24 protein-coding genes are annotated in these 22705 nt (G+C 72.3%); 16 read left to right on the top strand and 8 right to left on the bottom strand.

The annotated features are described in order from the left end of the window. Positions 1–5 precede the first annotated feature (5 nt). The 3 genes from ACIRQH_RS32035 (at position 6) to ACIRQH_RS32025 (ending at position 3386) form a co-directional block, all read left to right on the top strand. On the top strand, positions 6–1433 hold the full coding sequence (locus ACIRQH_RS32035) for an FAD-dependent oxidoreductase (protein ID WP_404228157.1): 1428 nt from the start codon (positions 6–8) through the stop codon (positions 1431–1433). A gap of 208 nt (positions 1434–1641) precedes the next feature. Beyond that, complete coding sequence (locus ACIRQH_RS32030; RefSeq protein ID WP_404228154.1) at positions 1642–2697, top strand: YbhN family protein; 1056 nt, start codon at positions 1642–1644, stop codon at positions 2695–2697. Positions 2698–2714: 17 nt separating this feature from the next. Then, a complete protein-coding gene (locus tag ACIRQH_RS32025; RefSeq protein WP_388871611.1) occupies positions 2715–3386 on the top strand; it encodes a DUF4328 domain-containing protein in 672 nt (223 codons plus the stop codon). Between the two features lie 78 nt (positions 3387–3464). Here ACIRQH_RS32025 and msrB read toward each other — a convergent pair whose 3' ends face one another. The 4 genes from msrB to ACIRQH_RS32005 form a co-directional block, all read right to left on the bottom strand. Further along, on the bottom strand, positions 3465–3872 hold the full coding sequence (gene msrB / locus ACIRQH_RS32020; protein WP_358818285.1) for a peptide-methionine (R)-S-oxide reductase MsrB: 408 nt from the start codon (positions 3870–3872) through the stop codon (positions 3465–3467). A 46-nt stretch (positions 3873–3918) separates the two neighbouring features. Beyond that, positions 3919–5307 (bottom strand): UDP-N-acetylmuramate--L-alanine ligase, encoded by a 1389-nt coding sequence (murC, locus tag ACIRQH_RS32015; RefSeq protein WP_388871614.1) that lies wholly within the window; start codon positions 5305–5307, stop codon positions 3919–3921. A gap of 140 nt (positions 5308–5447) precedes the next feature. Beyond that, positions 5448–5921 (bottom strand): indole-3-glycerol phosphate synthase, encoded by a 474-nt coding sequence (locus ACIRQH_RS32010; RefSeq protein ID WP_358818287.1) that lies wholly within the window; start codon positions 5919–5921, stop codon positions 5448–5450. Between the two features lie 132 nt (positions 5922–6053). After that, a complete protein-coding gene (locus ACIRQH_RS32005) occupies positions 6054–6848 on the bottom strand; it encodes a pyrimidine reductase family protein (RefSeq protein ID WP_404228149.1) in 795 nt (264 codons plus the stop codon). 37 nt (positions 6849–6885) lie between these two features. Here ACIRQH_RS32005 and zapE point away from each other — a divergent pair, with 37 nt between their 5' ends. From zapE to ACIRQH_RS31960, 9 genes are all read left to right on the top strand, one after another. Further along, positions 6886–7992 (top strand): cell division protein ZapE, encoded by a 1107-nt coding sequence (gene zapE, locus ACIRQH_RS32000; protein WP_358818289.1) that lies wholly within the window; start codon positions 6886–6888, stop codon positions 7990–7992. Positions 7993–8149: 157 nt separating this feature from the next. Beyond that, a complete protein-coding gene (locus tag ACIRQH_RS31995) occupies positions 8150–8488 on the top strand; it encodes a hypothetical protein (protein ID WP_358818290.1) in 339 nt (112 codons plus the stop codon). Between the two features lie 70 nt (positions 8489–8558). Continuing rightward, positions 8559–9146, top strand: coding sequence for a carbonic anhydrase (locus ACIRQH_RS31990; protein ID WP_404228145.1), 588 nt, complete (start codon positions 8559–8561; stop codon positions 9144–9146). 8 nt (positions 9147–9154) lie between these two features. Continuing rightward, positions 9155–10669, top strand: a complete 1515-nt coding sequence (locus ACIRQH_RS31985; protein WP_404228143.1) for a SulP family inorganic anion transporter — start codon at positions 9155–9157, stop codon at positions 10667–10669. Between the two features lie 177 nt (positions 10670–10846). After that, complete coding sequence (locus tag ACIRQH_RS31980; protein WP_404228141.1) at positions 10847–11881, top strand: slipin family protein; 1035 nt, start codon at positions 10847–10849, stop codon at positions 11879–11881. 125 nt (positions 11882–12006) lie between these two features. Then, positions 12007–12963: a PPK2 family polyphosphate kinase gene (locus tag ACIRQH_RS31975; protein ID WP_388871628.1), complete on the top strand. Its 957-nt coding sequence runs from the start codon at positions 12007–12009 to the stop codon at positions 12961–12963. 73 nt (positions 12964–13036) lie between these two features. Next, complete coding sequence (locus tag ACIRQH_RS31970) at positions 13037–13894, top strand: polysaccharide deacetylase family protein (protein WP_404228138.1); 858 nt, start codon at positions 13037–13039, stop codon at positions 13892–13894. Positions 13895–13946: 52 nt separating this feature from the next. Then, entirely contained in the window at positions 13947–14150 is a 204-nt protein-coding gene (locus ACIRQH_RS31965) for a hypothetical protein (protein WP_358818404.1), read from the top strand. Positions 14151–14290: 140 nt separating this feature from the next. Beyond that, positions 14291–15019, top strand: coding sequence for a peptidyl-tRNA hydrolase (locus tag ACIRQH_RS31960; protein ID WP_388871634.1), 729 nt, complete (start codon positions 14291–14293; stop codon positions 15017–15019). Positions 15020–15111: 92 nt separating this feature from the next. Here ACIRQH_RS31960 and ACIRQH_RS31955 read toward each other — a convergent pair whose 3' ends face one another. Together ACIRQH_RS31955 and ACIRQH_RS31950 are read right to left on the bottom strand one after the other, a co-directional pair. Further along, complete coding sequence (locus tag ACIRQH_RS31955; protein ID WP_358818406.1) at positions 15112–15477, bottom strand: darcynin family protein; 366 nt, start codon at positions 15475–15477, stop codon at positions 15112–15114. A 71-nt stretch (positions 15478–15548) separates the two neighbouring features. Then, entirely contained in the window at positions 15549–16445 is an 897-nt protein-coding gene (locus ACIRQH_RS31950) for an NAD(P)H-binding protein (protein ID WP_388871637.1), read from the bottom strand. Between the two features lie 113 nt (positions 16446–16558). Here ACIRQH_RS31950 and ACIRQH_RS31945 point away from each other — a divergent pair, with 113 nt between their 5' ends. After that, the gene (locus tag ACIRQH_RS31945; protein ID WP_404228134.1) at positions 16559–17503 is read left to right on the top strand and encodes a LysR family transcriptional regulator; all 945 of its coding nucleotides are present in this window, start codon (positions 16559–16561) and stop codon (positions 17501–17503) included. Positions 17504–17580: 77 nt separating this feature from the next. On the opposite strand, the gene ACIRQH_RS31940 is transcribed toward ACIRQH_RS31945, so the two are convergent. After that, entirely contained in the window at positions 17581–18054 is a 474-nt protein-coding gene (locus tag ACIRQH_RS31940) for a hypothetical protein (RefSeq protein ID WP_358818409.1), read from the bottom strand. A 282-nt stretch (positions 18055–18336) separates the two neighbouring features. Here ACIRQH_RS31940 and ACIRQH_RS31935 point away from each other — a divergent pair, with 282 nt between their 5' ends. Together ACIRQH_RS31935 and ACIRQH_RS31930 are read left to right on the top strand one after the other, a co-directional pair. Then, positions 18337–18567 (top strand): DUF397 domain-containing protein, encoded by a 231-nt coding sequence (locus tag ACIRQH_RS31935; protein ID WP_388871643.1) that lies wholly within the window; start codon positions 18337–18339, stop codon positions 18565–18567. Positions 18568–18707: 140 nt separating this feature from the next. Next, positions 18708–19631: a helix-turn-helix transcriptional regulator gene (locus ACIRQH_RS31930; RefSeq protein WP_358818411.1), complete on the top strand. Its 924-nt coding sequence runs from the start codon at positions 18708–18710 to the stop codon at positions 19629–19631. A gap of 81 nt (positions 19632–19712) precedes the next feature. Here the strand turns inward: ACIRQH_RS31930 and ACIRQH_RS31925 are convergent, their stop codons facing one another. Continuing rightward, positions 19713–20531 carry an SAM-dependent methyltransferase gene (locus ACIRQH_RS31925; RefSeq protein WP_404228422.1) on the bottom strand — a complete coding sequence of 273 codons (819 nt, stop codon included), beginning with the start codon at positions 20529–20531 and terminating at the stop codon, positions 19713–19715. Between the two features lie 634 nt (positions 20532–21165). Here ACIRQH_RS31925 and ACIRQH_RS31920 point away from each other — a divergent pair. Then, on the top strand, positions 21166–22572 hold the full coding sequence (locus ACIRQH_RS31920) for a DUF692 domain-containing protein (RefSeq protein ID WP_388871646.1): 1407 nt from the start codon (positions 21166–21168) through the stop codon (positions 22570–22572). The last annotated feature ends 133 nt before the right edge of the window (positions 22573–22705 follow it).

Below are 22705 nucleotides of genomic sequence, written 5' to 3'. Positions count from 1 at the left end.
GCATCATGAGTAGAGCTGTCATCATCGGCGCGGGACTGGGCGGTGTGCTGGCCGCGGCGGCGATGTCTCCGCACGTCGACGAGGTCGTCGTGCTCGACCGTGACGACCTGCCCACCGAGGGGCCGGACCACCGCAGGGGACTCCCCCAGGGACGCCACGCCCATCTCCTCATGGCGGGCGGGCTGGAAGCCATGGAAGACCTGATCCCCTCGGCCGGCGTCAAGGAGCGGCTCCTGGCCTCGGGCGCCCGCGAGATATCGCTCAGCTCCGGCATGGTGGTCCTGAGTTCGGAGGGCTGGCTGCGTCGGTGGCACCGAACCCACCACACCATGATCACGTGCACACGGGCCCTGCTCGACTGGACCGTCCGCTCCGCCGTCGTCGAAGGCTGCGGCAACATCGAGATCCGCACGGCGCAGGCCGCCGGACTCATCGGCAGCGCCCGGCGCGTGCAGGGTGTCCGCGTCATCTCCGACGAGGAGACCACGGACCTCCACGCGGACATCGTCGTCGAGGCCACGGGCAGGGGCTCACGCATCGTCAACTGGCTGACAGAGCTGGGCATCACCGGCGTCGAGGAGAAGAACGTCGACTCCGGCCTGGTCAACGCCACCCGCATCTACCGCACCCCGCCCGGCGCCGAGGACTTCCCGCTGACGATGGTGCAGGCCGACCCGTACGTGTCCCGGCCGGGCCGCAGCGCCGTGATCGTCCCCATCGAGGGCGGCCGCTGGATGGTCAGCCTCGCCGGCTCCAGAGGCGGTGAACCGCCCGCCGACCCGGACGGCTTCCTCACGTACACGCTCGATCTCCCCCACCCCGTCGTCGGGCAGCTCATCTCCGGGGCCGAGCCTCTCACCGAGGTCTTCCTCAGCCGCAGCACCAGCAACTCCCGCCGCTACCTGGAGAAGCTCCGGGACTGGCCGGACGGGCTCGTCGTCCTCGGCGACGCACTCGCCACCTTCAACCCCGCCTACGGCCAGGGCATGTCGGTCGCCGCGCTCGGTGCCCGGGAACTCGGACACCGGCTCGAAAACGCCGATCTGGCGGCCACCGGCCTCGCCCATCGGGTCCAGCGCTCCGTCGCCCGGCACGTGGAGACGGCGTGGAACATCGCCGTCGGCCAGGACGTGCTCTATCCCGACGTCCGGGGCGGACGGCGGACAGCGGCCGACCGCGTCGCCGCCCAGTACACACGTCGCCTCACCCGCGCCGCGACCGGCTCACTGACAGCCGCCACCGCACTGTGGGACGTGACCGGCCTCAAGGCGGGCCCCACCCGCCTGCTGCGCCCCGGCACGGTACTGGCCACGCTCACCGGGCCACGGCTGCCCCAACTGACCGAACCGCCCCTGACAGCAGGCGAGTTGGAGGTGCTCCACGGCCTCCACGCCACCCCGACGGAAGAGTCCCCGTCCTCCGCGCCCGCCTAGGAACGCCTCCACGGCACGGCGCCACCCCCACGTCACGCCGGCCGGGCGACCGCCCCCGCCCCCTCCCGTGTCGCCCACAAGCTCGCCCCCCTTCCTCTACCGGACACATGGACGCCACCCCGCACGGGAACGTTTCTCCTGTCCCCGTTGCATCGCCTTGGATCCGTCCGTCCGCATGCGGGCGTGACGCGGAAGGACGACGTGCGCCGTGTCCCTGCTTCCGCTCGAAAGCCTCCCCGCGGCCCCCGCAGCCCCCGTCTCCACCCCGGCCGCGGTGCCCGCCGAAGTCCCCGCGCCGGTCGGCGCCCCCACCGCCGACCGCCTCACCCCTCTCGCACGCCTCACCCGTCTCACGATGGTCCTGCTGCCGCTCCTGCTGATCGGGGGGTGGGCCGTACTGGACCGGCGGGCCCTGCTGGACGGAGCCGTCCGGCTGGGTGCCGCCGACCCCTGGTGGCTGCTGGCCGGGGCCTTCTTCACCGCCCTCGGCTGGGCGGCCGCGGCGTGCGTACGGCAGGGCGCCCTTCCGGAGCGGCTGCCGCCCGGGCTGCTGCTGGCGTCGCAGTTCGCCGCCGGTGCCGCCAACCACGTCCTGCCGGCCGGCATCGGCGCCCACGCCGTCACCCTGCGCTTCCTGCGGCGACAGGGCATCCCGCTGCCCCGCGCCACCGCCTCGGTCGCCCTCTACTCGCTGGTCAAGCCACTGGCCAAGATGCCGATCCTGATCGTCTTCCTGGTGACCTCCGAGGACACCCTCCGGCTCGGCCGGCTCGCCCCGGACCGCTGGACGCTGCTGCCGGCCGTGGGCGGCGTGGCGCTCGGGCTCGCCGCCGTCCTCGCCCTGCCGGCGATCGTCCGCCCGCTGCGCCGTCCGGTCCTCGACTTCCTGCGCACCGCGCTGACCGACATACGGATCCTGCACACCCGGCCGAGCCGGGTCCTCGCCCTCTGGGGCGGGTCCGCCGCGGCCGTCCTGCTCCAGGGGAGCGTGATCGCGTCGGTCGGGTTCTCGCTCGGACTGCCGCTGTCGTGGGCACAGATGATGTTCGCGCTCCTGGTCGCCAGTACCGCCGCCGGTGCCGTACCCGCGCCCGGCGGTATCGGCCCCATGGACGCGGCCCTGGTGTTCACCATGGCCGCTCTGGGCGCCCCGGTGAGCCTGTCGACGGCCACCGTGATCGGCTATCGCGTACTGACGGTCTGGGTGCCGCTGCTCCCCGGCACGCTCGTGCTGTCCGCCCTGGTCCACCGCAAGGTTCTGTGACGGCGAGGTCCGGCCATATGATCCGATCCGCCGCTCTCCCCGCGGCGCCCGTCGCGGCGCGTGCCGCCCAAGAGAAGCAGGTCGGCCACGTGACCGGTCCCACCGTCAAAGCACCCTGGATCCTCGCCCGTTGCGCCCAGGGGGCGATAGCCGTCGCCGCCGTCGCGGACGTGTTCCGTGCGACGGCGGTCAGGGCTCGGGCCGTGCATCCCACCGCGGCCAACCAGCACACCTCGGGGACCACGTCGATGGTGTTCGTCTACCTGACGACGGTGACGGTGGTCCTCTTCCTGGTGTGGTTCACCCGCAGCCGACGCAACGCGCAGGTCATCAGCGGCAACGCCGGCCTCGCGTCCGGCGCCTGGCCCGTCGTCTCCTGGTTCGTGCCGTTCGTCAACCTGGTGCTGCCGCGCCGGTTCGTGCTCGACATCCTGCGGGCGAGCGCCGGAGGGAGAACAGGACGGGACGAGATGCTGGTGAACGTCTGGTGGGGTGTGTGGGTCGCCCACGCGCTGCTCGGCACGGTCGGCCAGATGAAGGCCCCCACGTCGCTGCCCCTCCTCGTGCTGGAAGAGGTCCTCATGGTCGCCGCCGGAATCCTCGTCATCCAGGTGATCCGACGCGTCACCACGCTCCAGGCCGCGGCACACCCGGTCCCGCCGGCCCCGGTCCCGCTCGGCCACAGCTGACCTGACCGGCTCCCGGGGCGCGCCACGCGACCCGCCCCGGGTGCCCTCCCGGGGGCGGCGCCGCCCCCGGGGTGGAACTCAGCTCTCTTCGGACGCCAGCCGCAACGAGATGCTGTTGATGCAGTACCGCTGGTCCGTCGGGGTCGCGTACCCCTCGCCCTCGAAGACGTGACCGAGGTGCGATCCGCAGCGGGCGCAGCGGACCTCGGTGCGCGCCATGCCGTGGGAACGGTCCTCGATCAGCTCGACGGCGTCCGTGTCCTTCGGGTCGTAGAAGGACGGCCAGCCGCAGTGCGACTCGAACTTCTCCGTCGAGGTGAACAGCTCCGCGCCGCAGGCGCGACAGGAGTAGACACCCTTCGTCTTGGTGTCGGTGTACTCACCCTTGAACGCGGGCTCGGTGCCGGCCTGGCGCAGTACCGCGTATTCGGCCGGGGTCAGCTCCGCGCGCCACTCTTCGTCCGGCTTTTCGATGTCGTACGACATGAAGCTCAACCCCTCACATTCCGGGAGGCTCGCTGGGAGCCCTCTGTTACTCGGACAGACGGGCGAGGATCTCCGGTCCGAGATCCGTCACGTCACCCGCGCCCATGGTGAGAACGAGATCACCGGCCTTCGCCATTCCCGCGACGACGGACGGAACGTCCGCCTTGTCGTGGACCGGCGTCACGTCCGCGCCCGCGGCGCGCGCGGCCCGGAGGATCAGCTCGCTGGTGACACCCGGGATCGGGTCCTCGCGGGCCGGGTAGATGTCGAGGACCACCGAGGCGTCCGCCAGGGCCAGGGACTCGCCCATCTCCTTGCCCAGCTCCTGGGTGCGGGAGAAGAGGTGCGGCTGGAAGACGACGAGGATGCGGCCGGAGGTGCCGGCGCGCATGGCCTCCAGGTCGGCCGTCATCTCGGTCGGGTGGTGCGCGTAGGAGTCGACGACCTGGACTCCGGCCGCCTCGCCCTTGAGTTGGAGGCGGCGCTTCACGCCGGTGTAGGAGGCGAGCGCGGGGGCCAGCTCGGCCGCCGGGATCCCGAGGGCGACACCGGCGGCCAGCGCCGCCACCGCGTTGTGCGCGTAGTGCCGGCCGGGGACGGAGACCGCGAAGGTCAGCTCGGCGCCGTCCAGCAGGACGGTCACCTCGCTGGTGAGGCCGCTCGGCACGACGGACAGGACCCGGACGTCCGCGTCGGCGGCGTCGCCGTACGTCACCACGTTCACGTCGCACGCCGACACGCGGCGGGTCAGCTCGCGGGCGCCCTCGTGGTCGGCGGAGATCACCAGCGTGCCGCCCTCGGTGACCCGGTCCACGAAGGTCTGGAAGGACTCGTAGATCTCGTCCATGGAGGCGTAGTTGGCGTGGTGGTCGAGCTCGACGTTGAGGACGATCGCGACCTCGGGGGCGTACTTGTGGAAGCTGCGGTCGGACTCGTCGGCCTCGGCGACGAAGATCTCGCCGTCGCCGTGCAGGGCGTTCGAGCCGGGGGCGTCGAGGTCGCCGCCGATGGCGTACGACGGGGAGAGGCCGAGGGAGGAGAGCGAGACCGCGAGCATCGACGTGGTGGTCGTCTTGCCGTGGGTGCCGGCGACCGCGATCGGCCGCAGGCCGTCCATCAGGCGGGCGAGGGCGTCCGAACGGTGGACCACCGGGATGCCCAGCTCGGCGGCGCGGGCCAGCTCCGGGTTGTCGGCGCGGATCGCGGAGGAGACCACGACACAGCTGGCGTCGGGGGCGAGGTGGTCGGCCGCGTGCCCGATGTGGACCGTGACACCGAGCGCGCGCAGCGCCTCAGCGGTGGCGGAGTCCTTCGCGTCACTGCCCGCCACCTGGGCCCCGCGCTGCGCGAGGATCTTCGCGATACCCGACATCCCGGCGCCGCCGATGCCGATGAAGTGCGGTCGGTCCATCGCGGTAGGAAGGCCGGGTGCCATGCGTGTTTCTCCCCAAGATCCGGTACGAAGGTGGGCGCGTCCTCCGCGGAGAACGCGCCCCCAGCCTATGGGGTGCGGCCGGCACCGCCCCACAAGGGCACCGGAGCCGCACCCCCGCTGTTCAGTTCGGTGCGCGCGCCTCACGCCTTGCTGTGCGAGAACAGCTTCAGCACCGGTACGCCCACCTTGTGGCGGGCCTTGGAGGCCCAGTCGCGGTGGAAGAACTCCTCCACGTAGTGCGGGTCGGTCAGCACGATGACCTCGTCGGCCTTGACCTCGTCGACGAGGCCCTTCAGCGCGTCGAGCGGGTGATCCTCGATGAGCCGTCCCTCGGCCTCGCTGCCGGACGCCCGCAGGGCGATCAGCGACACCTCCAGTGCCCGCTCGCCCTGGCTCGCGGCGGCGTCGCCCTCCGGGGTCTCGCCCTCGCGCGCCGCCTCGTCGATCTCGCCCAGCGCGACGTCGTCGATGGCTCGCAGCAGCCGGTCCGCCTGATCGCCCCGGGGCTGGAGCAGTACGTGGAACGTGACCGTCTCGTCACCGTGCAAGGTGGTGACGAACTCCACGTCGGCAGACGTCAGGGCCTTCTCGATCATCAATACGCTTGTGAACACGACAGGCGCCCTTCTCGTCCGTGGGCCGTCCCGGCCCCCTGCAAAAACCATCCTGCCCCGCAACCGCACGGGGCTTGCGCGATTTAGTGTGCCCGGCGCACAACAAACGGAACGTGGCACTCCGATTACATGTCAGGAGCGACCGTATCGGCTGTACAGAAACCCGGCCTCTTCCAGCAGCGACACCAGTTCGAACCGGCGCGGCAGCGGCACCGGGGCCCCTCCCGCGATCCGCTGGGAGTCTCCCGCGGCGAGCATCGGGGACAGCGTCAGACACATCTCGTCGAGCACGTCGGCCGCGATCAGCTGGCCCAGCAGACGCGGTCCGCCCTCCGTCAGCAGCCGGGTGTGGCCGAGGTCGCCGAGAGCCCGTACGGCACGGGCCGGGTCGACCCCCGCACCGTCCCCGGCGATCACCACGCGGGCGCCCGCCCTCTCGGCCGCCGCGATCCGGTCCGCGGGGGCCGCCGCGCCGGTGAGGATAAGCGTGGGCACCAGGGGCGAGGTGTAGAGCGGCAGCGAGAAGTCCAGGTCGAGACCCGCGGTGACCACCGCGATGGCCGGGGCCGGGGCCTGCCCCGCGGCCTCCCGGAGGGCCGCGAAGGCCTCCCGCGCGGGGGCCGGCCGGTAACCCTCCTGGCGTACCGTTTCCGCACCGGCGAGCACGACGTCCGCGAGACCCCTGAGAACGCCGAAGACCCGCATGTCGGTGGGGCTGGAGATGGGCTGCGAACGCCCGTCGTGCTGGGCGGCGCCGTCCAGCGTGGACACCATGTTGGCCCGCAGCCAGGGTCCGCCGGTCTCGGGGTAGGCGTAGGCCTCGGCCAGTTCCCCGAGCTCCCACTCGCGCTCCGTCACATCCGTCTCGGGAGCCCCGGCGGAGGCCTGGGCTGCTGTTTCGTACGTCACAGGGAACAGGCGTCGCATGACGTGCAGTGTGGCACGGCGCATAGAGTGGGTGACCGTGTCGTCCTCCACCACCGCCTCCGGGATAGACCCGATAACCGAAGCGGCCCCCCTGTCCCTGTGCGCCCGCGAGCCGCACGTGGCCGCCGACCGGCTCGTCGCCGAGATGGTGCCGCCGCCGCGCTTCGACTCGGTCCGCTTCGCCACGTACATCCCGGACCCGAACCAGCCCAGCCAGACCGAGGCGGTGGGCGTCCTCGAAGCCTTCGCCGCCGGGCTCGGCGGAGCACACGCCGTGGGTGCGCCCCGGCGGAAGCTCTTCGGGTTCGGCAAGGCCCCGAAGGCCCCGGCCGGCCCGCGGGGCGTCTACCTCGACGGCGGGTACGGCGTCGGCAAGACCCACCTGCTCGCCTCCGTGTGGCACGCGACCCCGGCGGAGCCCGCGCTCAAGGCGTTCGGCACCTTCGTGGAGCTGACGAACCTGGTGGGCGCGCTCGGCTTCCAGAAGACCGTGCAGACCCTCTCCGGGCACCGCCTCCTGTGCATCGACGAGTTCGAGCTCGACGACCCGGGCGACACCGTCCTCGTCTCGACCCTGCTCGGCAAGCTGGTCGACGCCGGCGTCGCGCTCGCCGCCACGTCGAACACCCTTCCGGGCAAGCTCGGTGAGGGCCGCTTCGCCTCGGCCGACTTCCTGCGGGAGATCCAGGGCCTGTCCGCGCACTTCCGGCCGCTGCGCATCGACGGCGAGGACTACCGGCACCGCGGACTGCCCGAGGCGCCGTCGCCGTTCTCCGAGGAGCAGGTCACCCGGGCCGCGTACGCCACCGAGGGCGCGTCCCTGGACGACTTCCCGCACCTGCTGGAGCACCTCGCTCGCGTGCACCCCAGCCGGTACGGCGCCCTGACCGACGGGATCGGGGCGGTCTGCCTCACCGACGTCCGGCCCGTTCCCGACCAGTCGACGGCGCTGCGGCTCGTCGTGCTCGCGGACCGGCTGTACGACCGCGAGATCCCCGTCCTCGCCTCCGGAGAGCCCTTCGACCGGCTGTTCAGCGAGGAGATGCTGAACGGCGGCTACCGCAAGAAGTACTTCCGGGCGATCTCCCGGCTCACGGCACTGGCCCGCGACGCGAAGGGCCTCGTGGAGGGGCCGAAGGGCTGAGCGTCGTCCGGCGGGGAGCGGGTTCGCGCCAACCGTCCGCCCCCTTTCGGGCGCTCTTCACGGGCGAAACGCGCGGTTGACCCTGCGGACAACTCCGGCGGTTACGCTACGGAGCGACGCTGACCGTTGCCGTGGGTGAGCAGCCGGGAGGGGGCGCATGTTCCGAGGTACGACGGCCCGGACCCTGTTCGTGGTGCTCGCCGCCGTCCTGCTGGGCCTGCAACCCCTCGCCCCCGCCGAGTCGTCCGCGTCCGCGCACCGGGGTGAGGTCGTCGCCTGCGCCGAGGCGGAACACCCCCACAAGGTGGCACCGGCCCAGGGAACCCGGCGGCGCGTCCACGACGAAGACCCGGACGCCGGGCCGCCGGTCCTCGCTCCGCAGGCGTGCGACCCCGCCGCCGACTGCCGGCCGGCACCGCTCCGTGCCGCACACCCGGGCACGTCCAGAACCTCGACCGCGCACTCCCCCGCGGGACTTCAGATCTTCCGCTGCTGAGCGGGGCACCTCCCCCCACACTCCGCTCCGCAAGCCGACGCGCCCTGATGGCGCGCCAGGAGGATCCGCCATGCAGCCATTCATCGACCATGCCCGCTCCGTCGGCCGGCGACCCGAGGACTTCCCCCCACTCGCCCGAGGCCGGTCCCCGCAGGTGCTGTTCGTCACCTGCTCCGACTCACGGGTCGTCCCTGCCCTGATCACCGGTGCCGGCCCGGGCCGGCACTTCGAACTGCGCACCGCGGACAGCATCGTCCCGCCCTGCACCCCGGGCCGTCCCACCTCCGAGGCGGCGACCGTCGAGTACGCGGTGGACGTGCCCGGTGTCCGCGAGATCGTTGTCTGCGGCCACGCGCACCGCTGCGCCGTCGGCGCCCAGGTGCGCGGCGAGGACCTCAGCGCCGTCCCGGCCCTCCGTGACCGGCCGACCCAGGCCGAGCCGCCGGCGGACGCGCCGGACGCGCCGGACGACGACCCGGCCGTCGCCGAGGCCGTTCGCGAACACGTGCGCACGCAACTGCTCCGGCTCCGCTCGTACCCCTGCGTGCGCGGGGCCCTGACGGGCCGCCGGCTCAGGCCGCACGGCTGGTACCACGAGGTTCACACCGGTGCGGTGCTCGAACACCGCCCGGACGCCGACACCTTCGCGGCGCTGTGAGGCGCGCGATGACCACCCCCCACGGCACCGAGGGCCCCGCCCGCGGGTCCGGCCTCTGGAACCTCCCGGCGAGGTTCCCTCACCTGTGGCAGGACCTCGCCGCCTCCGTCGTCGTGTTCCTGGTCGCCCTGCCGCTGTGCGTCGGGGTCGCGGTCGCCTCCGGCGTGCCGGCCGAACTCGGCCTGGTCACCGGCATCGTGGGCGGTGTCGTCACCGGCCTGATGCGCGGCAGCAGCCTCCAGGTGTCGGGCCCCGCCGCGGGACTGACCGTGCTGGTCTTCGAGGCCGTGCGGGAGTACGGCCTCCCGGCCCTCGGCGTGATCGTGCTCGCGACCGGACTGCTCCAACTCCTCATGGGCGCACTGAAACTGGGGCGCTGGTTCCGGGCGATCTCCCTCTCGGTCGTCGAGGGGATGCTGGCCGGCATCGGGCTCGTCCTGATCGCGGGCCAGCTCTACGCGATGGCGGGGCTGAAAGCGCCGGTGTCCGGCGTCGACAAGCTCGCGGGGCTGCCGCGGGCCCTCGCCGGCGCCGTCGGGGACCCGGACGCGTCGGCCTCGCTCGGCCTCGGCGTCGCCACCGTCGCCGTTCTCGTCCTGTGGCCGCGGCTGCCGCGGCGGGTGCGGGCGGTTCCGGCGGCACTGGGAGCCGTCCTCCTCGCCACCCTGGCCGTGCCGGTTCTCGGCCTGCCCGTCGCCACGGTCCAGGTCCGGGGGCTGCTGGGCTCGGTCCAGCCGCCGTCCCTCGACGCCTTCGGCGGACCGGCGGCCGCCGGGCTGCTCGGCACGATCCTGGCGTTCACCCTGATCGCCTCGGCCGAGTCGCTCTTCAGCGCGGCGGCCGTGGACCGGATGCACGACGGCCCGCGGACCGCGTACGACAAGGAACTGATGGCGCAGGGCGCGGGCAACACGGTCTGCGGTCTCCTCGGGGCACTCCCGATGACCGCCGTGATCGTCCGCAGCGCGGCGAACGTCCGGGCGGGCGCCCGCACGAAGGCGTCCCGGGTGCTGCACGGCGTCTGGCTCCTGCTGTTCGCGGCGCTGCTGCCGGCCGCGCTCGGTGCCATCCCGCTGCCCGCCCTCGCCGGCGTGCTGGTGCACGCGGGCTGGAAGCTGATCCCGCTGCGGGAGATCGCGTCGCTGTGGCGCGAGCACCGGGGCGAGGCGCTGATCCTCGTCGTCACCGCCGCGTCGATCCTCGCCGTCAACATGTTCGAAGGTGTGCTGATCGGGCTCGCGCTGGCGGTGGCTAAGACGGCGTGGGAGGCCTCCCACGTGCGGCTCGACGTCATAGACAAGGGCGCCGGTCCCGTCCAGGTGTACCTCTCGGGCAACGCCACCTTCCTGCGGTTGCCCAGAATCCTCGACAGCCTGGAGTCGCTGCCGCAGGACCGTCCCGTCGAGCTGAACCTCTCCGGTCTGCACCACCTCGACCACGCGTGCCGGTCCGCGCTGGAGACCTGGTCGACGCGGCACAGCGCCCCCGGGACCGAGCCGGTGAGGGTCACTCCGGACATGTGACCCTCCGGCCGGGCCCGCCACGCGGCGGGCCCGGCCGATCCCGCCGCCCCGGCCCGCCAGGGGCCTGCCGAGCGGCCCGCTGGGACACCGACCGGGCGACGTAACCTGGACGTGTCAGGCATGTCGGACGGCCCGGAAGAGGGTCGCCCACAGCGGACGACTCGAAAGGGGGTCGTCATGGTCGAGGCAATCATCGCGGCGATCGCGGTGGCAGGCTCTGCCGGACTGGTCTACGTCGCGGCCGGCGCCCGGGTCGTCAAGCAGTACGAGCGCGGAGTCATCCTGCGTCTCGGCCGGCTCGCGGGCGAGGTCCGCCCACCCGGGTTCACCATGATCGTTCCGTTCGTGGACCGGCTCCGCAAGGTCAACATCCAGATCGTGACCCTGCCCATCCCGGCCCAGGAGGGCATCACCCGCGACAACGTCACGGTCCGCGTCGACGCGGTCGTCTACTTCAAGGTCGTGAACGCCGCCGACGCGCTCATCCAGGTCGAGGACTACCGCTTCGCGGTCTCGCAGATGGCGCAGACGTCCCTGCGCTCGATCATCGGCAAGAGCGACCTGGACGATCTGCTGTCCAACCGCGAAAAGCTCAACCAGGGACTGGAGTTGATGATCGACAGCCCGGCGATCGGCTGGGGCGTGCAGATCGACCGCGTCGAGATCAAGGACGTGTCCCTGCCCGAGACGATGAAGCGGTCCATGGCCCGCCAGGCCGAGGCCGACCGTGAGCGGCGGGCCCGGATCATCAACGCCGACGCCGAGCTGCAGGCCTCGAAGAAACTCGCGCAGGCCGCCGAGGTGATGTCGGAACAGCCCGCCGCCCTCCAACTGAGGCTGCTCCAGACCGTGGTGGCCGTCGCCGCGGAGAAGAACTCCACCCTCGTCCTGCCCTTCCCCGTCGAACTGCTCCGCTTCCTGGAACGCGCCCAGTCCGGGCAGGCCCCGGTCGCTCCGGAGCCGCGGGCCCAGCGGCCGCCGGAGACACCGCCCCCGCCGGACGAGCAGCAGGTCACCGAGGGCACCGAGCCGCCCGCCCCGGCGAACGGGGCCGCCAGGCTGCCGGAGTGCCTCGGCGTTCCGGACGCCTTCGGCGACACGGACGGGCTCGGCATACCGGGTGCCTTCGGGGACCTGGACGCGCCCGGAAGGCTGCCGGAGTCCCGGGAGCCAAAAGCTCCGGATGAACTCAGGGAGAAGCCGCTGGACTGACCCCCACCGGCTCGGGGCACCCGCTGCGGGCACGCGGTGACCGGGCCGCCCCGAGCACACCGAACGGGTAGCGGACCCCGGACACCCGGCGCACCATCGAGGAACACGGCCGGAAGGGGCGCGCGGTGGGCAAGAAGCACGGCGGGAAGCACGACAAGAAGCACAGCGGCAAGCACCACGGGAAGGGCGGCGATCAGGACGACGCCAGGCCCCCCGCGCGGCTGCGGGAGCTGCTGCGCGTGCCCGGCGGTCACGGCGTGGACCTCTCCGCGTACGACGCCGAGGCCACCCTCGGCGGACCGCACGACAAGGCCTCCGGACTGGCCGCCGCCGCCCGGATGGGCGAACACCTCGCCGACCTCCAGGAACGCCTGTGGGCGGCGAGCACGGCCGGCGACCAGCGGCGGATCCTGCTGATCCTCCAAGGCATGGACACCAGCGGCAAGGGCGGCGTCGTCAAGCATGTGATCGGCCAGCTGAACCCTTCGGGCTGCCGCATCCGGGCGTTCAAGGCCCCCACGCCGGAGGAACGCAAGCACTCCTTCCTCTGGCGGATCAGGCGGGCGCTGCCCGAGCCCGGCGAGATCGGCATCTTCGACCGCTCGCACTACGAGGACGTGCTGATCGGCCGCGTGCGCGAGCTGGCCCCGCGCAAGGAGATCGCCCGCCGCTACGGCGAGATCAACCGCTTCGAGGAGTCCCTCGCCGACGAGGGGATCACCGTCGTGAAGTGCTTTCTGCACGTCTCGTACGAGCAGCAGCGCCGCCGCCTCCTCGCCCGCCTCGACAACCCCGAGAAGTACTGGAAGTTCAACCCGGGCGACATCACCGAGCGCGCCGCGTGGCCCGCGTACCAGAAGGCCTACGAGATCGCCCTCGACCGCTGCTCCACCCCGGGCGCGCCCTGGTTCCTCGTCCCCGCCGACCGCAAGTGGTACCGCAACTGGGCGATCGGCAGGCTCCTGCAGGAACACCTGGAGGCACTCGACCCGCAGTACCCGAAGGCGGACTTCGACGTGGAGGAGTGCCGGAGGCAGCTGCTCACCGGCGACACCGGCCCGGGCACGGCCCCAGCCGGGTGACGTGGCGCCCGCATGCGGGCGCCACACCCCCGCCATGGACGATTAGTCACATTTCATTTCATATCTTCATGCGGTGATCCTTTCCGTACGGAGTTTCGCCCTGACCTGTGCCCTCGGAGTCCTCGGCGCCGCACTCACCGCGTGCGGCGGCCCGGCCGCCCCGCCCGTCGCCCGCCAGGGGCACCACGCGCCCGCCACCAGCGCCGCGCCCCCGCGCCCGCCCACGCTCGCGCCGGGGCCGGCCGGCCTGACTCCTGTCTTCAAGAACGGGCCGCGTTCGCGGGACAAGACCGTGGCGCTGACGTTCGACGCCGACATGACCGCCGATCAGGGGCCCCGGGCCGCGGCCGGGGAGCACTTCGACAACCCGAAGCTGATCGCGACCCTGCGGGCGTTCAAGGTCCCCGCGACCGTGTTCATGACGGGCCGGTGGGCCGACGAGTACCCGCGGGAGGCCCGGGACATCGGGCGGGACCCGCGGTTCGAGATCGCCAACCACTCGTACAGCCACTACGCCTTCACGGACGACTGCTACGGGCTGCCGACCGTGTCCGAGGACAGGATGCGGGGCGATGTGGAGCGCGCGTACGCCGCCTTCAAGCGGGCCGGTGTCCGGGACGCGATGCCGTACTTCCGCTTCCCCGGCGGGTGCTACGACCAGCGGTCGCTGCGGACGCTCAGCTCGGTCGGCGTCACCGCCGTGCAGTGGGACGTGGTGAGTGGTGACGCGTTCGCGACGGACGCGGACGCCGTGGCGCGGCAGGTCCTCGACGGTGTGCGACCCGGCTCCGTGGTCGTCATGCACTGCACAAGGAGCGCGGCTCCGGTCACCGAGCGCGCGCTGCGGACGATCGTGCCCGAGCTGCGCAGGAAGGGCTTCCGGTTCGTGAAGGTGTCGCAGCTGATCGGCGCCTCCGCCGGGCGGCACTGACCGTCCCGGCCTCCCCGCCCGTCCGCTTGCCCCTCGTCCGTACGCTGGTGACATGAGCGACGACTACCGCGCCACCGGCGCGGACGGGACGGGCGGGGAGTACCGCGACCTCGGGACGGCGGGCGACCAGGGTCCGCCGTTCGCGGAGTGCGTGCTGTGCCGCAAGCCCACCGAGTACCCGGAGTCGCGCAGAGGCGTCACGCTGTGCCCCGTCTGCGAGTGGCAGGAAGCCCAGCGCAGCGCCTGTTCGGGCTGACCGGCACGGGACGCGGCCGTTCTCGGGAGCGACCTCTTCCACGGGGAACGGCAGCTCGGTGAAGCAGCGGCCGGACGGGGCCGGGGCCCCGTGTGAACCGTCCGCTCGGGACCGATCTTGCGCCTGGCAGACTGGGGCACGTGACCAGCGAGCCGACCCCCGCCGACGACAGCCCCTTCCGTTCCGAGCCCACCGCGCGCGACGAGGCACCGCAGTTCGTGCTGCCGCTGGTCGTGCACATCGAGAAGGCGGCTCCGCCCGCGCGCACCGACGCGCTGGAGACGTCGGCCCGGGCGGTCCTGACGATCCTGAGCGACGAACGGTCGCTCGGCGACGGGGAGTGGGCGCAGGCGATGCGGGACTGGCAGGACGCCCGGATCCGCAAGGTCGTCCGGCGGGCGCGGGGGGCCGAGTGGCGGCGGGCCGAGGCGCTGCCCGGCATCACGGTGACCGGCGGGTCCGCCGAGGTGCGGGTCTTCCCGCCGGTGCCGTTGGACGGCTGGCCCAAGGACCTGGCCCGTCTCCAGGTCTCCGGGACGGACCTCGACGATCCGGAGCCGCCGGGAGAGGCCGATCAGGACGCGCCCGTGCTGTGGCTCAATCCGGGGCTCGACATGTCGGCCGGGAAGACGATGGCGCAGACGGGCCATGGCGCTCAACTGACCTGGTGGGAGCTGTCGGACGAGGAGAAGGCGGCCTGGCGGGATGCGGGCTTCCCCCTCACTGTGCGCACCGCGCAGCGGGACCACTGGGATGAACTCGTGCTGTCGGGCGGCCCGTTGGTGCGCGACGCGGGCTTCACGGAGATCGCGCCCGGGGAGACCGTCGCCGTCGAGGGCGTGGACCGCGTCAGGTCGCTCAAGCACTGACGACGGCCCCGGCCGGGCCTGCGGGTACGCCGCGCGCCGACGGCCTCGGGTTCGGGGGAACCGGAGGGACGTCGGCGCGATCGGACGGCCGGTCAGGTGGTGACGGTGGCGACGGGGTCGAAGCCGTAGGTGCGGGCGTAGCCGTTCTCGGTGCCGACCAAGAGGTCGACGATCTCGAAGTAGTGGTCCCAGAACGGGGTTTCGCGCAGCGCGTCGACGAGGCGCTGGTAGGCGTCGTGGTCGTCGGCCTCCCAGACCCACACGTCGGTGACGCGGGTGGAGTAGAACTCCGTGTCGTAGAAGCGTGACCGGACGCCGCTCGTCCTGGCCTCGATGGCGGGGACGACCTGGCCGGTGAACGCGTTCATGCGTTCCTGCGGGGTCATGGCGAGCCATTCGGGCCTGGTCTTGATGAGCATGAACGCGGTGACCGGCGGTGCGGCTCCGGGGTTGGTCATGACGGGCGCCTCCGAAGTGACGGGCTGTTGCGGTGTGTCGGACCTCGCGCGGTCCATGGCGGGGTGGTTCGTCACCGGGCGAGCACGGCCGGCTTGAGGGTCCGGGCACACCACTGCTCGAAGGTGGTGGGGGTCGCGGTCTCCGGGGTGCGGACGACCCCTGCGTCGAGACCCTCGTCCTTGGCGCGCTTCATGTCGGCGATGCCCTGGACGAAGGCGTCGTCGAGCCCGTGGCCGACGAGGGTGGTGTACAGCTCGTCGAGGGGCTGCCGCTCGTAGCGGACGGGGCGGCCGAGCTGCTCGGTCATGATGCGGGCCAGGTCGTCGGGCGACAGGTCCTCGGGTCCGAGTAGCGGAACGCTGTCGCTGCCGGTCCACGAGCGGTCCAGCAGCAGGCCGGCGGCGACGGCCGCGATGTCGGCGACGGCCACGAGCGGGGCCCTGCGGTCGGCGGCCACGGCGTCGGTGAAGACGCCTCTGTCGCGGAGGGAGTCGGCCTCCTCCAGCAGGTTCTCGAAGAAGGACGGGTTGGCCAGCGCCCGGTAGGCCACGCCGGTGCCGGTGATGAGGTCGTCCAGGACGAGGGAGGCGGTGACCAGCCCCGCGCGTCCGGCGACCGCCGTGCCGCGGCCGAGCGCGGAGACGCCGACGACGTGACCGACGCCGTGCGCCGCGAGGGCCTTGGCGGCAGGGCCGCTGAAGCCGCTGTAGGCCTCCTCGGGGGTACGGGAGGCGTCCGGCGGGACGAGCCAGAACACGGCGTCGGCGCCCTCGAAGGCCCGGTCGACGACGTCGGCGTCACCGTGCGATCCGGTGACCACCTCGACGCGCTCGCGCACCGTGTCGGGAAGCCGGGCGGGGTCGCGCACGATCACGCGCAGTTCCTCGCCGCGGCCGGGGGCGGACTCCAGGAGCAGGGGCAGCAGGTGGCGGCCGATGTTCCCGGTGGGGGCAGTGATGACGATCATGAAAACCTCGCGGGTCGTGCCGGATCGGTACGTCCCTCATCCTGCGGAGCCCCTCAGTGTTGCCACAATGGGAACTTCAGCAAGGGATCATTGCCTGGAATGGAACAACCCACATGAGCAGCACACCAGAGCCGGTCATCGACGCGAATCTCGCGGTCGCGCTGGACGCCCTGCTGACCGAGCAGAGCGTCACCCGCGCCGCCGCGCGACTGCACACGTCTCCCGCGGCCATGAGCCGGACGCTCGCCCGCCTCCGCCGTGTCCTCCAGGACCCGCTGCTGGTCCGGGCCGGGCAGGGCATGGTCCCGACGCCCCGCGCCCAGTCCCTCCGGGAGGAGGCGTCCACGGTGGTGCGCCGTGTCGGGGCGCTGCTCTCCCCCGGCGCGGGCGTCGATCTGGCCGCCCTGCGCGGCACGTTCACCCTTCAGGCGGCGGACCTGGTCGGCGCAGCCCTCGCTCCCGGCCTGCTGCGGCTGGCCCGCCAGGAGGCACCCGGGGTCTCCCTGCGGTTCCGGGCCGAGGAGTTGGAGGCCGGCCCGGCGCTCCGTGACGGCCGGATCGACCTGGAGGTCGGCTCCATCGACCACGTCGACCCGGAGACCCGGGTCGAGGAACTGGTCACCCTGCGGATGATGGCCGCCGTACGGCCGGAACATCCCCTTGCCGAAGGGCCCCTGACGCCGGAACGCCTGGCCGCCGCCGAGCATGTGGTGGTGAGCCGTCGGGGCCGGTTCACCGGCCCGCTGGACAGTGCTCTGGCCGAGCGGAACCTGCGTCGGAGGGTGACTGTCGTCCTGCCCGGGCATCTGGCCGCGATGACGCTCGCCGCCGGGAGCGACATGGTGTGTCTCATCCCCACCGCGCCGCCGGGCGCCGCGGCGTCCTCGCTCACGGACGCGGCCACCGTGCTCGGCCTTCGGCTTCTGGAGATCCCGCTGCCCCTGCCACCACTGGCCATCGGCATGGCGTGGCATCCCCGTCACGCGGCCGACGGCGGCCATCACTGGCTGCGCGACGCGGTCCGGCGGACCCTGGCGTCGCCGAGCCCGGCCGTCTGACACCCTTCCGACGGCGCCGGCCGCTCCGCGATCGCGGCGGGCGGGGTGGAGGCGCCGGAGTACGGCGGCAGACCGTGTCAGTCGGCCAGCGCTGAGACGAGTTCGGCGGTGACCCGGACGAGTTCGGTGTCCGGCTCGTCGAGCAGGTGCTGCAGGGCGCCACGGCGGGCGCGGACGGCCTGGCGGGCCTCGCGCTCCCAACCCACGTAGTTCTCACGGCGGTTGAGCAGCTTGGGGTAGGCGCGGGCCGTGCGCTCCCACTGGCGGGCGTCGGCGATGTCCTTGAGGAGCTGGACGATCTGCACGCGGCAGGTGACCTGCGGGAGTTCGACGAGTTCCCACAGGAAGGGGACCGTCGCGGCGGTGGCCTGTTCGACCACGAATCCGTACTGGCAGATTCGTTCCCGCAGATCGTGGAGTGCCGCCCGGGCCGTCGGTTCGTCACCCCAGGCGATGGCGCTGAGCAGGAACGGGATGGCCTGAGCGGAGCCGCTGGAGTCCTTGATGTCCTCCCACGACACGTGTTCCAGGTTGTCGAGTGGTGTTGCCATTTCCGCTCCCTCCGAAGGCGTCGGACAGTGTCAGGTGGTGCGAGCCGGTCGACGTCCCGGCCCCGGTCCCGCCCCGAGGGCGCTTCCTGAAACAACGTCAGTACCTGGCGCTGGCAACGCCGTTGGCGCCGCCGCTAGTATCCACCTGACACCACCTTCGTGCAATTGCACGAGAAATTGCACGAGGGTGGAGGGAGAAGATCAAGCCACGTGGTGTCCGTCCGATTCCGGGACGGGGTGGGCGGTATCCACGTGATGGAACGTCAGCAAGGAGAGTGCGTGTTGCGATCGGTGTCTAACGGAGTGCGGGCGAGTTCGCTGGCCGCTCACTGGATCAAGAGCAGCCACAGCAACGCCGAGGGGAACTGCGTCGAGGTGGCCGGCCTGGGCGAAGGGGGAATCGCGGTGCGCAACTCCCGTGACCCCGAGGGTCCGGCCCTCGTCTACACCACGGCGGAGGTGGCCGCTTTCCTGGCCGGTGCGAAGGGTGGCGAGTTCGACCACCTCCTGTGAACGGTCTCCCGCGTCACGCAGCCCGGATCCCGGTCCCGGCGAAGCGGAGGAGTGATTTTCCACTTCTGTCGACGCATGCGGCGAAGACCGACTCGGTGCGATAATTTGGGCTGTCTTCTGCCGGTCGACTGGGAGCCAGGATGTCTGTCGAGTCACCCCGCGTCTCCCGCCTCGAACCGTATCTGAGTCGGCAGGAGCCCGCGCCCACTCTGCTGAAGATGCTGGTCGGCGTTCAGCTGGCGGGTGCCCGCGAGGACGCCGGCCTCTCCCAGGAACAGGCGGCGCGGGCCCTCGGGTTCAGCCCCGCGAAGCTGTCGCGGATAGAGGCGGGCAAGGGCCGCAAGCCCCCGACGGAGGCCGATGTCCGGGCCCTCCTCGACCTGTACGGGACCGACGACTACGAGGTGTCCGTCCTGCTCCGGCTCCTCCGGCGCGCCGGTGAGCCGGGCTGGTGGCAGCGCTACGACAAGCGGCTGATGCCCGAGTGGTTCGACCGGCTGGTCGGGCTCCAGGAGGCGGCCACCACCATCCGCACCTTCGAGATCCAGTACGTGCCAGGGCTGTTGCAGACCCCGGACTACACACGGGCGGTCGTGCAGCGCGGTCTGCCGACGGCGACGGCCGGTGAGGTCGAGCGCCGGGTGGAGCTGCGCATGCGCCGGCGGGAGCTCCTGGACCGGGTGGACGCACCGCATCTGTGGGCGGTCGTCGACGAGTCCGTGCTGCTGCGGGTCCTCGGCAGTCCCGAGGTGATGCGGCGGCAGCTGGAGCACCTCATCGAGATGGCCGAGCGCCCCCATGTGATCGTGCAGGTGGTGCCGTTGGACGTGACGAACGCGTCGGCGCCGGCCATCCCCGTCACCTATCTGCGCTTCGGCGGTGTCGAACTGCCCGACGTGGTCTACCTGGAGCACATCAGGAGCGCCAACTTCCTGGAGGACCGCGACGAGACGGAGGAGTACCGCGTGGTGCTCGACCGGCTCGCCGACGAGGCCCTCAACCCGCGCGAGTCCCTGGCGATGCTGCGCGACACGATGGAGCGGCGCTACAGCGTGTCGGGCTGACTCGACGGCGGGGGCCCCGGCTGTCGGGCGGGTTCGGCGGTGCGATGCTTCGGCGCGGCCGGCCGAAGCATCGCCTCCGGGTCACACGATGCGGCCGACTCCGCCGAACTCGATCCATTCCTGAGTGAGTTGACGTGGCACCACGTCGGTGTCAGGACGCCAGGTGGACACCTCGACGAGCCCGGGTTCCAGGATCTCCATCCCGTCGAAGTACTCGGCGACGTCCTTCTCCTGGCGCACCCGGCCCCAGTGGCCCTGCGTCGCGGTGTCCATGAAGCCGGTGACGAACGTACGGACCTCGGGGTCCTCGCTGACCAGCTGGCACATCACCATGAAGCTGCCGGGGGCGAGCCGCTCGGCGACACGGGCGATCACGGCGAGGGGCCCGTCCGTGTCGCTGTCCGGGATGCAGTGGAACACCGAGTTGAACAGCACGGCGACCGGCTGCGAGAAGTCGATCAGCCGCTGGGTGTCGGGGTGCGAGAAGATCTGCTCGGTCTCGCGCAGGTCGGCGTGGATGACGGCGGTGCGGTCGTTCTGGTCCAGCAGGGCCCGGCCGTGCACGAGGACCATCGGGTCGCTGTCGACGTACACCACGCGGGACGCCTCGTCGATCTGCTGGGCGACCTGATGCACGTTGTCCTGCGTGGGCAGGCCGGATCCGTGGTCCAGGAACTGCCGGATCCCGTACCCGTCGGCGAGGGTCTTCACCACCCGCTGCAGGAAGCGCCGGTTGTTCAGCGCCAGCGCGCGTGTGCTGGGTACGACCTTGTCCAGCTCCTCGCACGCCGCCCGGTCCGCGGCGTAGTTGTCCTTGCCGCCGAGATAGTGGTCGTACATGCGCGCGGCCGTGGGCACGGTGGCATCGATCGCCGTGGACAGCTGCTGGTCAGGCTGCATCATTCCCCCAGATCAGTGCCGCGCCAAGGTCTGGCCCGACGGTCAATACATAGTAGATAAACGGAAGTTGGCGTTACCAGTCCCCGGACGAAGGATGACGTGGACAACCCGCTCCCGACCTCGCCCTCCAGCATCCCGCACGCTGAGCCGCACCGTGCCGAGACCCGGAACATTCCGCCACGGAGGCACCTGAACGGCAAAGCTCTCCCCCGCCTATCACCAAGCACAAACCAAGAACCGGCTTACAACGCCCAGTTGGCCTGCGCCAGGAGGCAACTTGCGGCGTCTCAACGGCGGCGCCCTCGTCGTCGCGGCGCTCGTCGCCACCCTCGGAGCGCTCACCTTCCCCGTGTGGGCGTACGCCGACCGCGCGGACACCGGCCGGGCGAACCTCACCGCCGGCAGGGTGACCGCTGGGGTCCGCTGTCCGCCTCGGACCCGGACGACGTGCTCCGCCGGCGGGTTCGCCCGCTCCGCCCGCGGACCCCGAACCTCAAATGTTGCTCTGAAGGTCAGCTCCGGTGGGTTCGGCGCTCGCCGTCTGGGCCATGACACGGTCACACCGGGGGGGCGGGCCGTCGTGAGGAGACGACACACAGGCAGGCCGGACGGGCACCGTGACGGAGGAGGGGACATGCAGCAGCTGAGGCGGCTGGGGACGGGAATCGGATGGCGGCCGGAGATCGCCGAGGCCGTGGAGCGCATGCCCGGCATCGACTGGGTCGAGGCCGTGGCGGAGAACGTGTGCCCGGGCCACGTTCCAGAGTCGCTGCTGCGGCTGCGCGAGCGGGGTGTCACGGTGGTGCCGCACGGCGTCTCGCTGGGCCTCGGCGGCGCCGACCGTCCCGACGGGTCCCGGCTCACGGCGCTCGCAGAGCGGGTCGAGGCACTGGGTTCGCCGCTCGTCACGGAGCACATCGCGTTCGTCCGGGCGGGCGGACCGCTCACCGCCTCGCCGCTCCTGGAGGCCGGACACCTGCTGCCGGTCCCGCGGACCCGGGACGCGCTCGACGTCCTGTGCGCGAACGTCCGTGCCGCGCAGGCCGCGCTGCCCGTACCGCTCGCCGTGGAGAACATCGCCGCGCTGATCGCCTGGCCCGGCGAGGAGATGACCGAGGGGCAGTTCCTCTACGACCTGGCCGACCGCACCGGGGTCCGGCTGCTCATCGACGTCGCCAACCTGCACACCAACCACGTCAACCGCGGTGAGGACCCTTCCAAGGCGCTCGACGAACTCCCCGTCGAGGCCATCGCCTACGTCCATGTCGCCGGGGGCTTCGAACGCGACGGCGTGTGGCACGACAGCCACGCCCACCCCGTCCCCGAGCCCGTCCTCGGCATCCTCGCCGACCTCGCGTCCCGGGTCGCGCCGCCCGGGGTCCTCCTCGAAAGGGACGAGAACTTCCCCGAGCCCGCCGAACTGGAGCGGGAACTGACGGCGATCCGGCGCACGGTGACCAGGGCACAGGCGCGCGCCACGATCGGAGCGGGCACGCGAGGAGGCGTGACGTACGCACCGACCGCGCCGAAGGCGATCACCGGTACCGGCGTGGAGCCGGACGCCGGGGCCGCCGGACGCCCGGAACCCGGTGCCGCGGTCCGGGCGGAACCGGCGTCCGGGGCCGAGGACGCCGCCCGGCAGCGGCTGGCGCTCGCACAGGCTGCCCTGCTGTCGGCGCTCGTCGCCGGTACCCCCGCGCCCGAGGGGTTCGACCGGGTGCGGCTCGGGGTGCAGGCGCGCGCCCTGGCCGCCAAGCGGGCGGACGTGGTCGCCAAGGTCGCCCCCGAACTGCCGGAGATCCTCGCGGAGGTGTACCGCCCGGCATTCCTGGCCTACGCGCAGGGCCATCCGATGAGCGGCGGGTACCGGCGCGACGCCCTGGACTTCGCCGAGCACCTGCTGCTCGCGGGGCTCCCGGAGAGCGCGGAGACGCGGCTGCTGCGCGAGTGGTGGCTGGAGCGTTCGGGGCCGGCCCCGCTGTCCCGTCGCCCGGGGGCCCGGCTGGCCCGCGCCACCCGCAGAGTGCTGCTGGGCCGCTGACCGGACGGGGCGCGGGGGGGGCCCCCCCCCCCCGCCGGCCCGGCATCCGGGGCGCGCCCCGCGCCCCGGCCCCCCGTAGAGCCCACGCGCGCGCCCCGGGGCGGGCCCGGCGTGTGCCCCGGCAAACACCGCG

Origin of the sequence: Streptomyces sp. NPDC102279 (genome assembly GCF_044766365.1) — a bacterium.
Lineage (GTDB): Bacteria > Actinomycetota > Actinomycetes > Streptomycetales > Streptomycetaceae > Streptomyces.
This window is presented reverse-complemented; position numbering and strand designations above follow the sequence as displayed.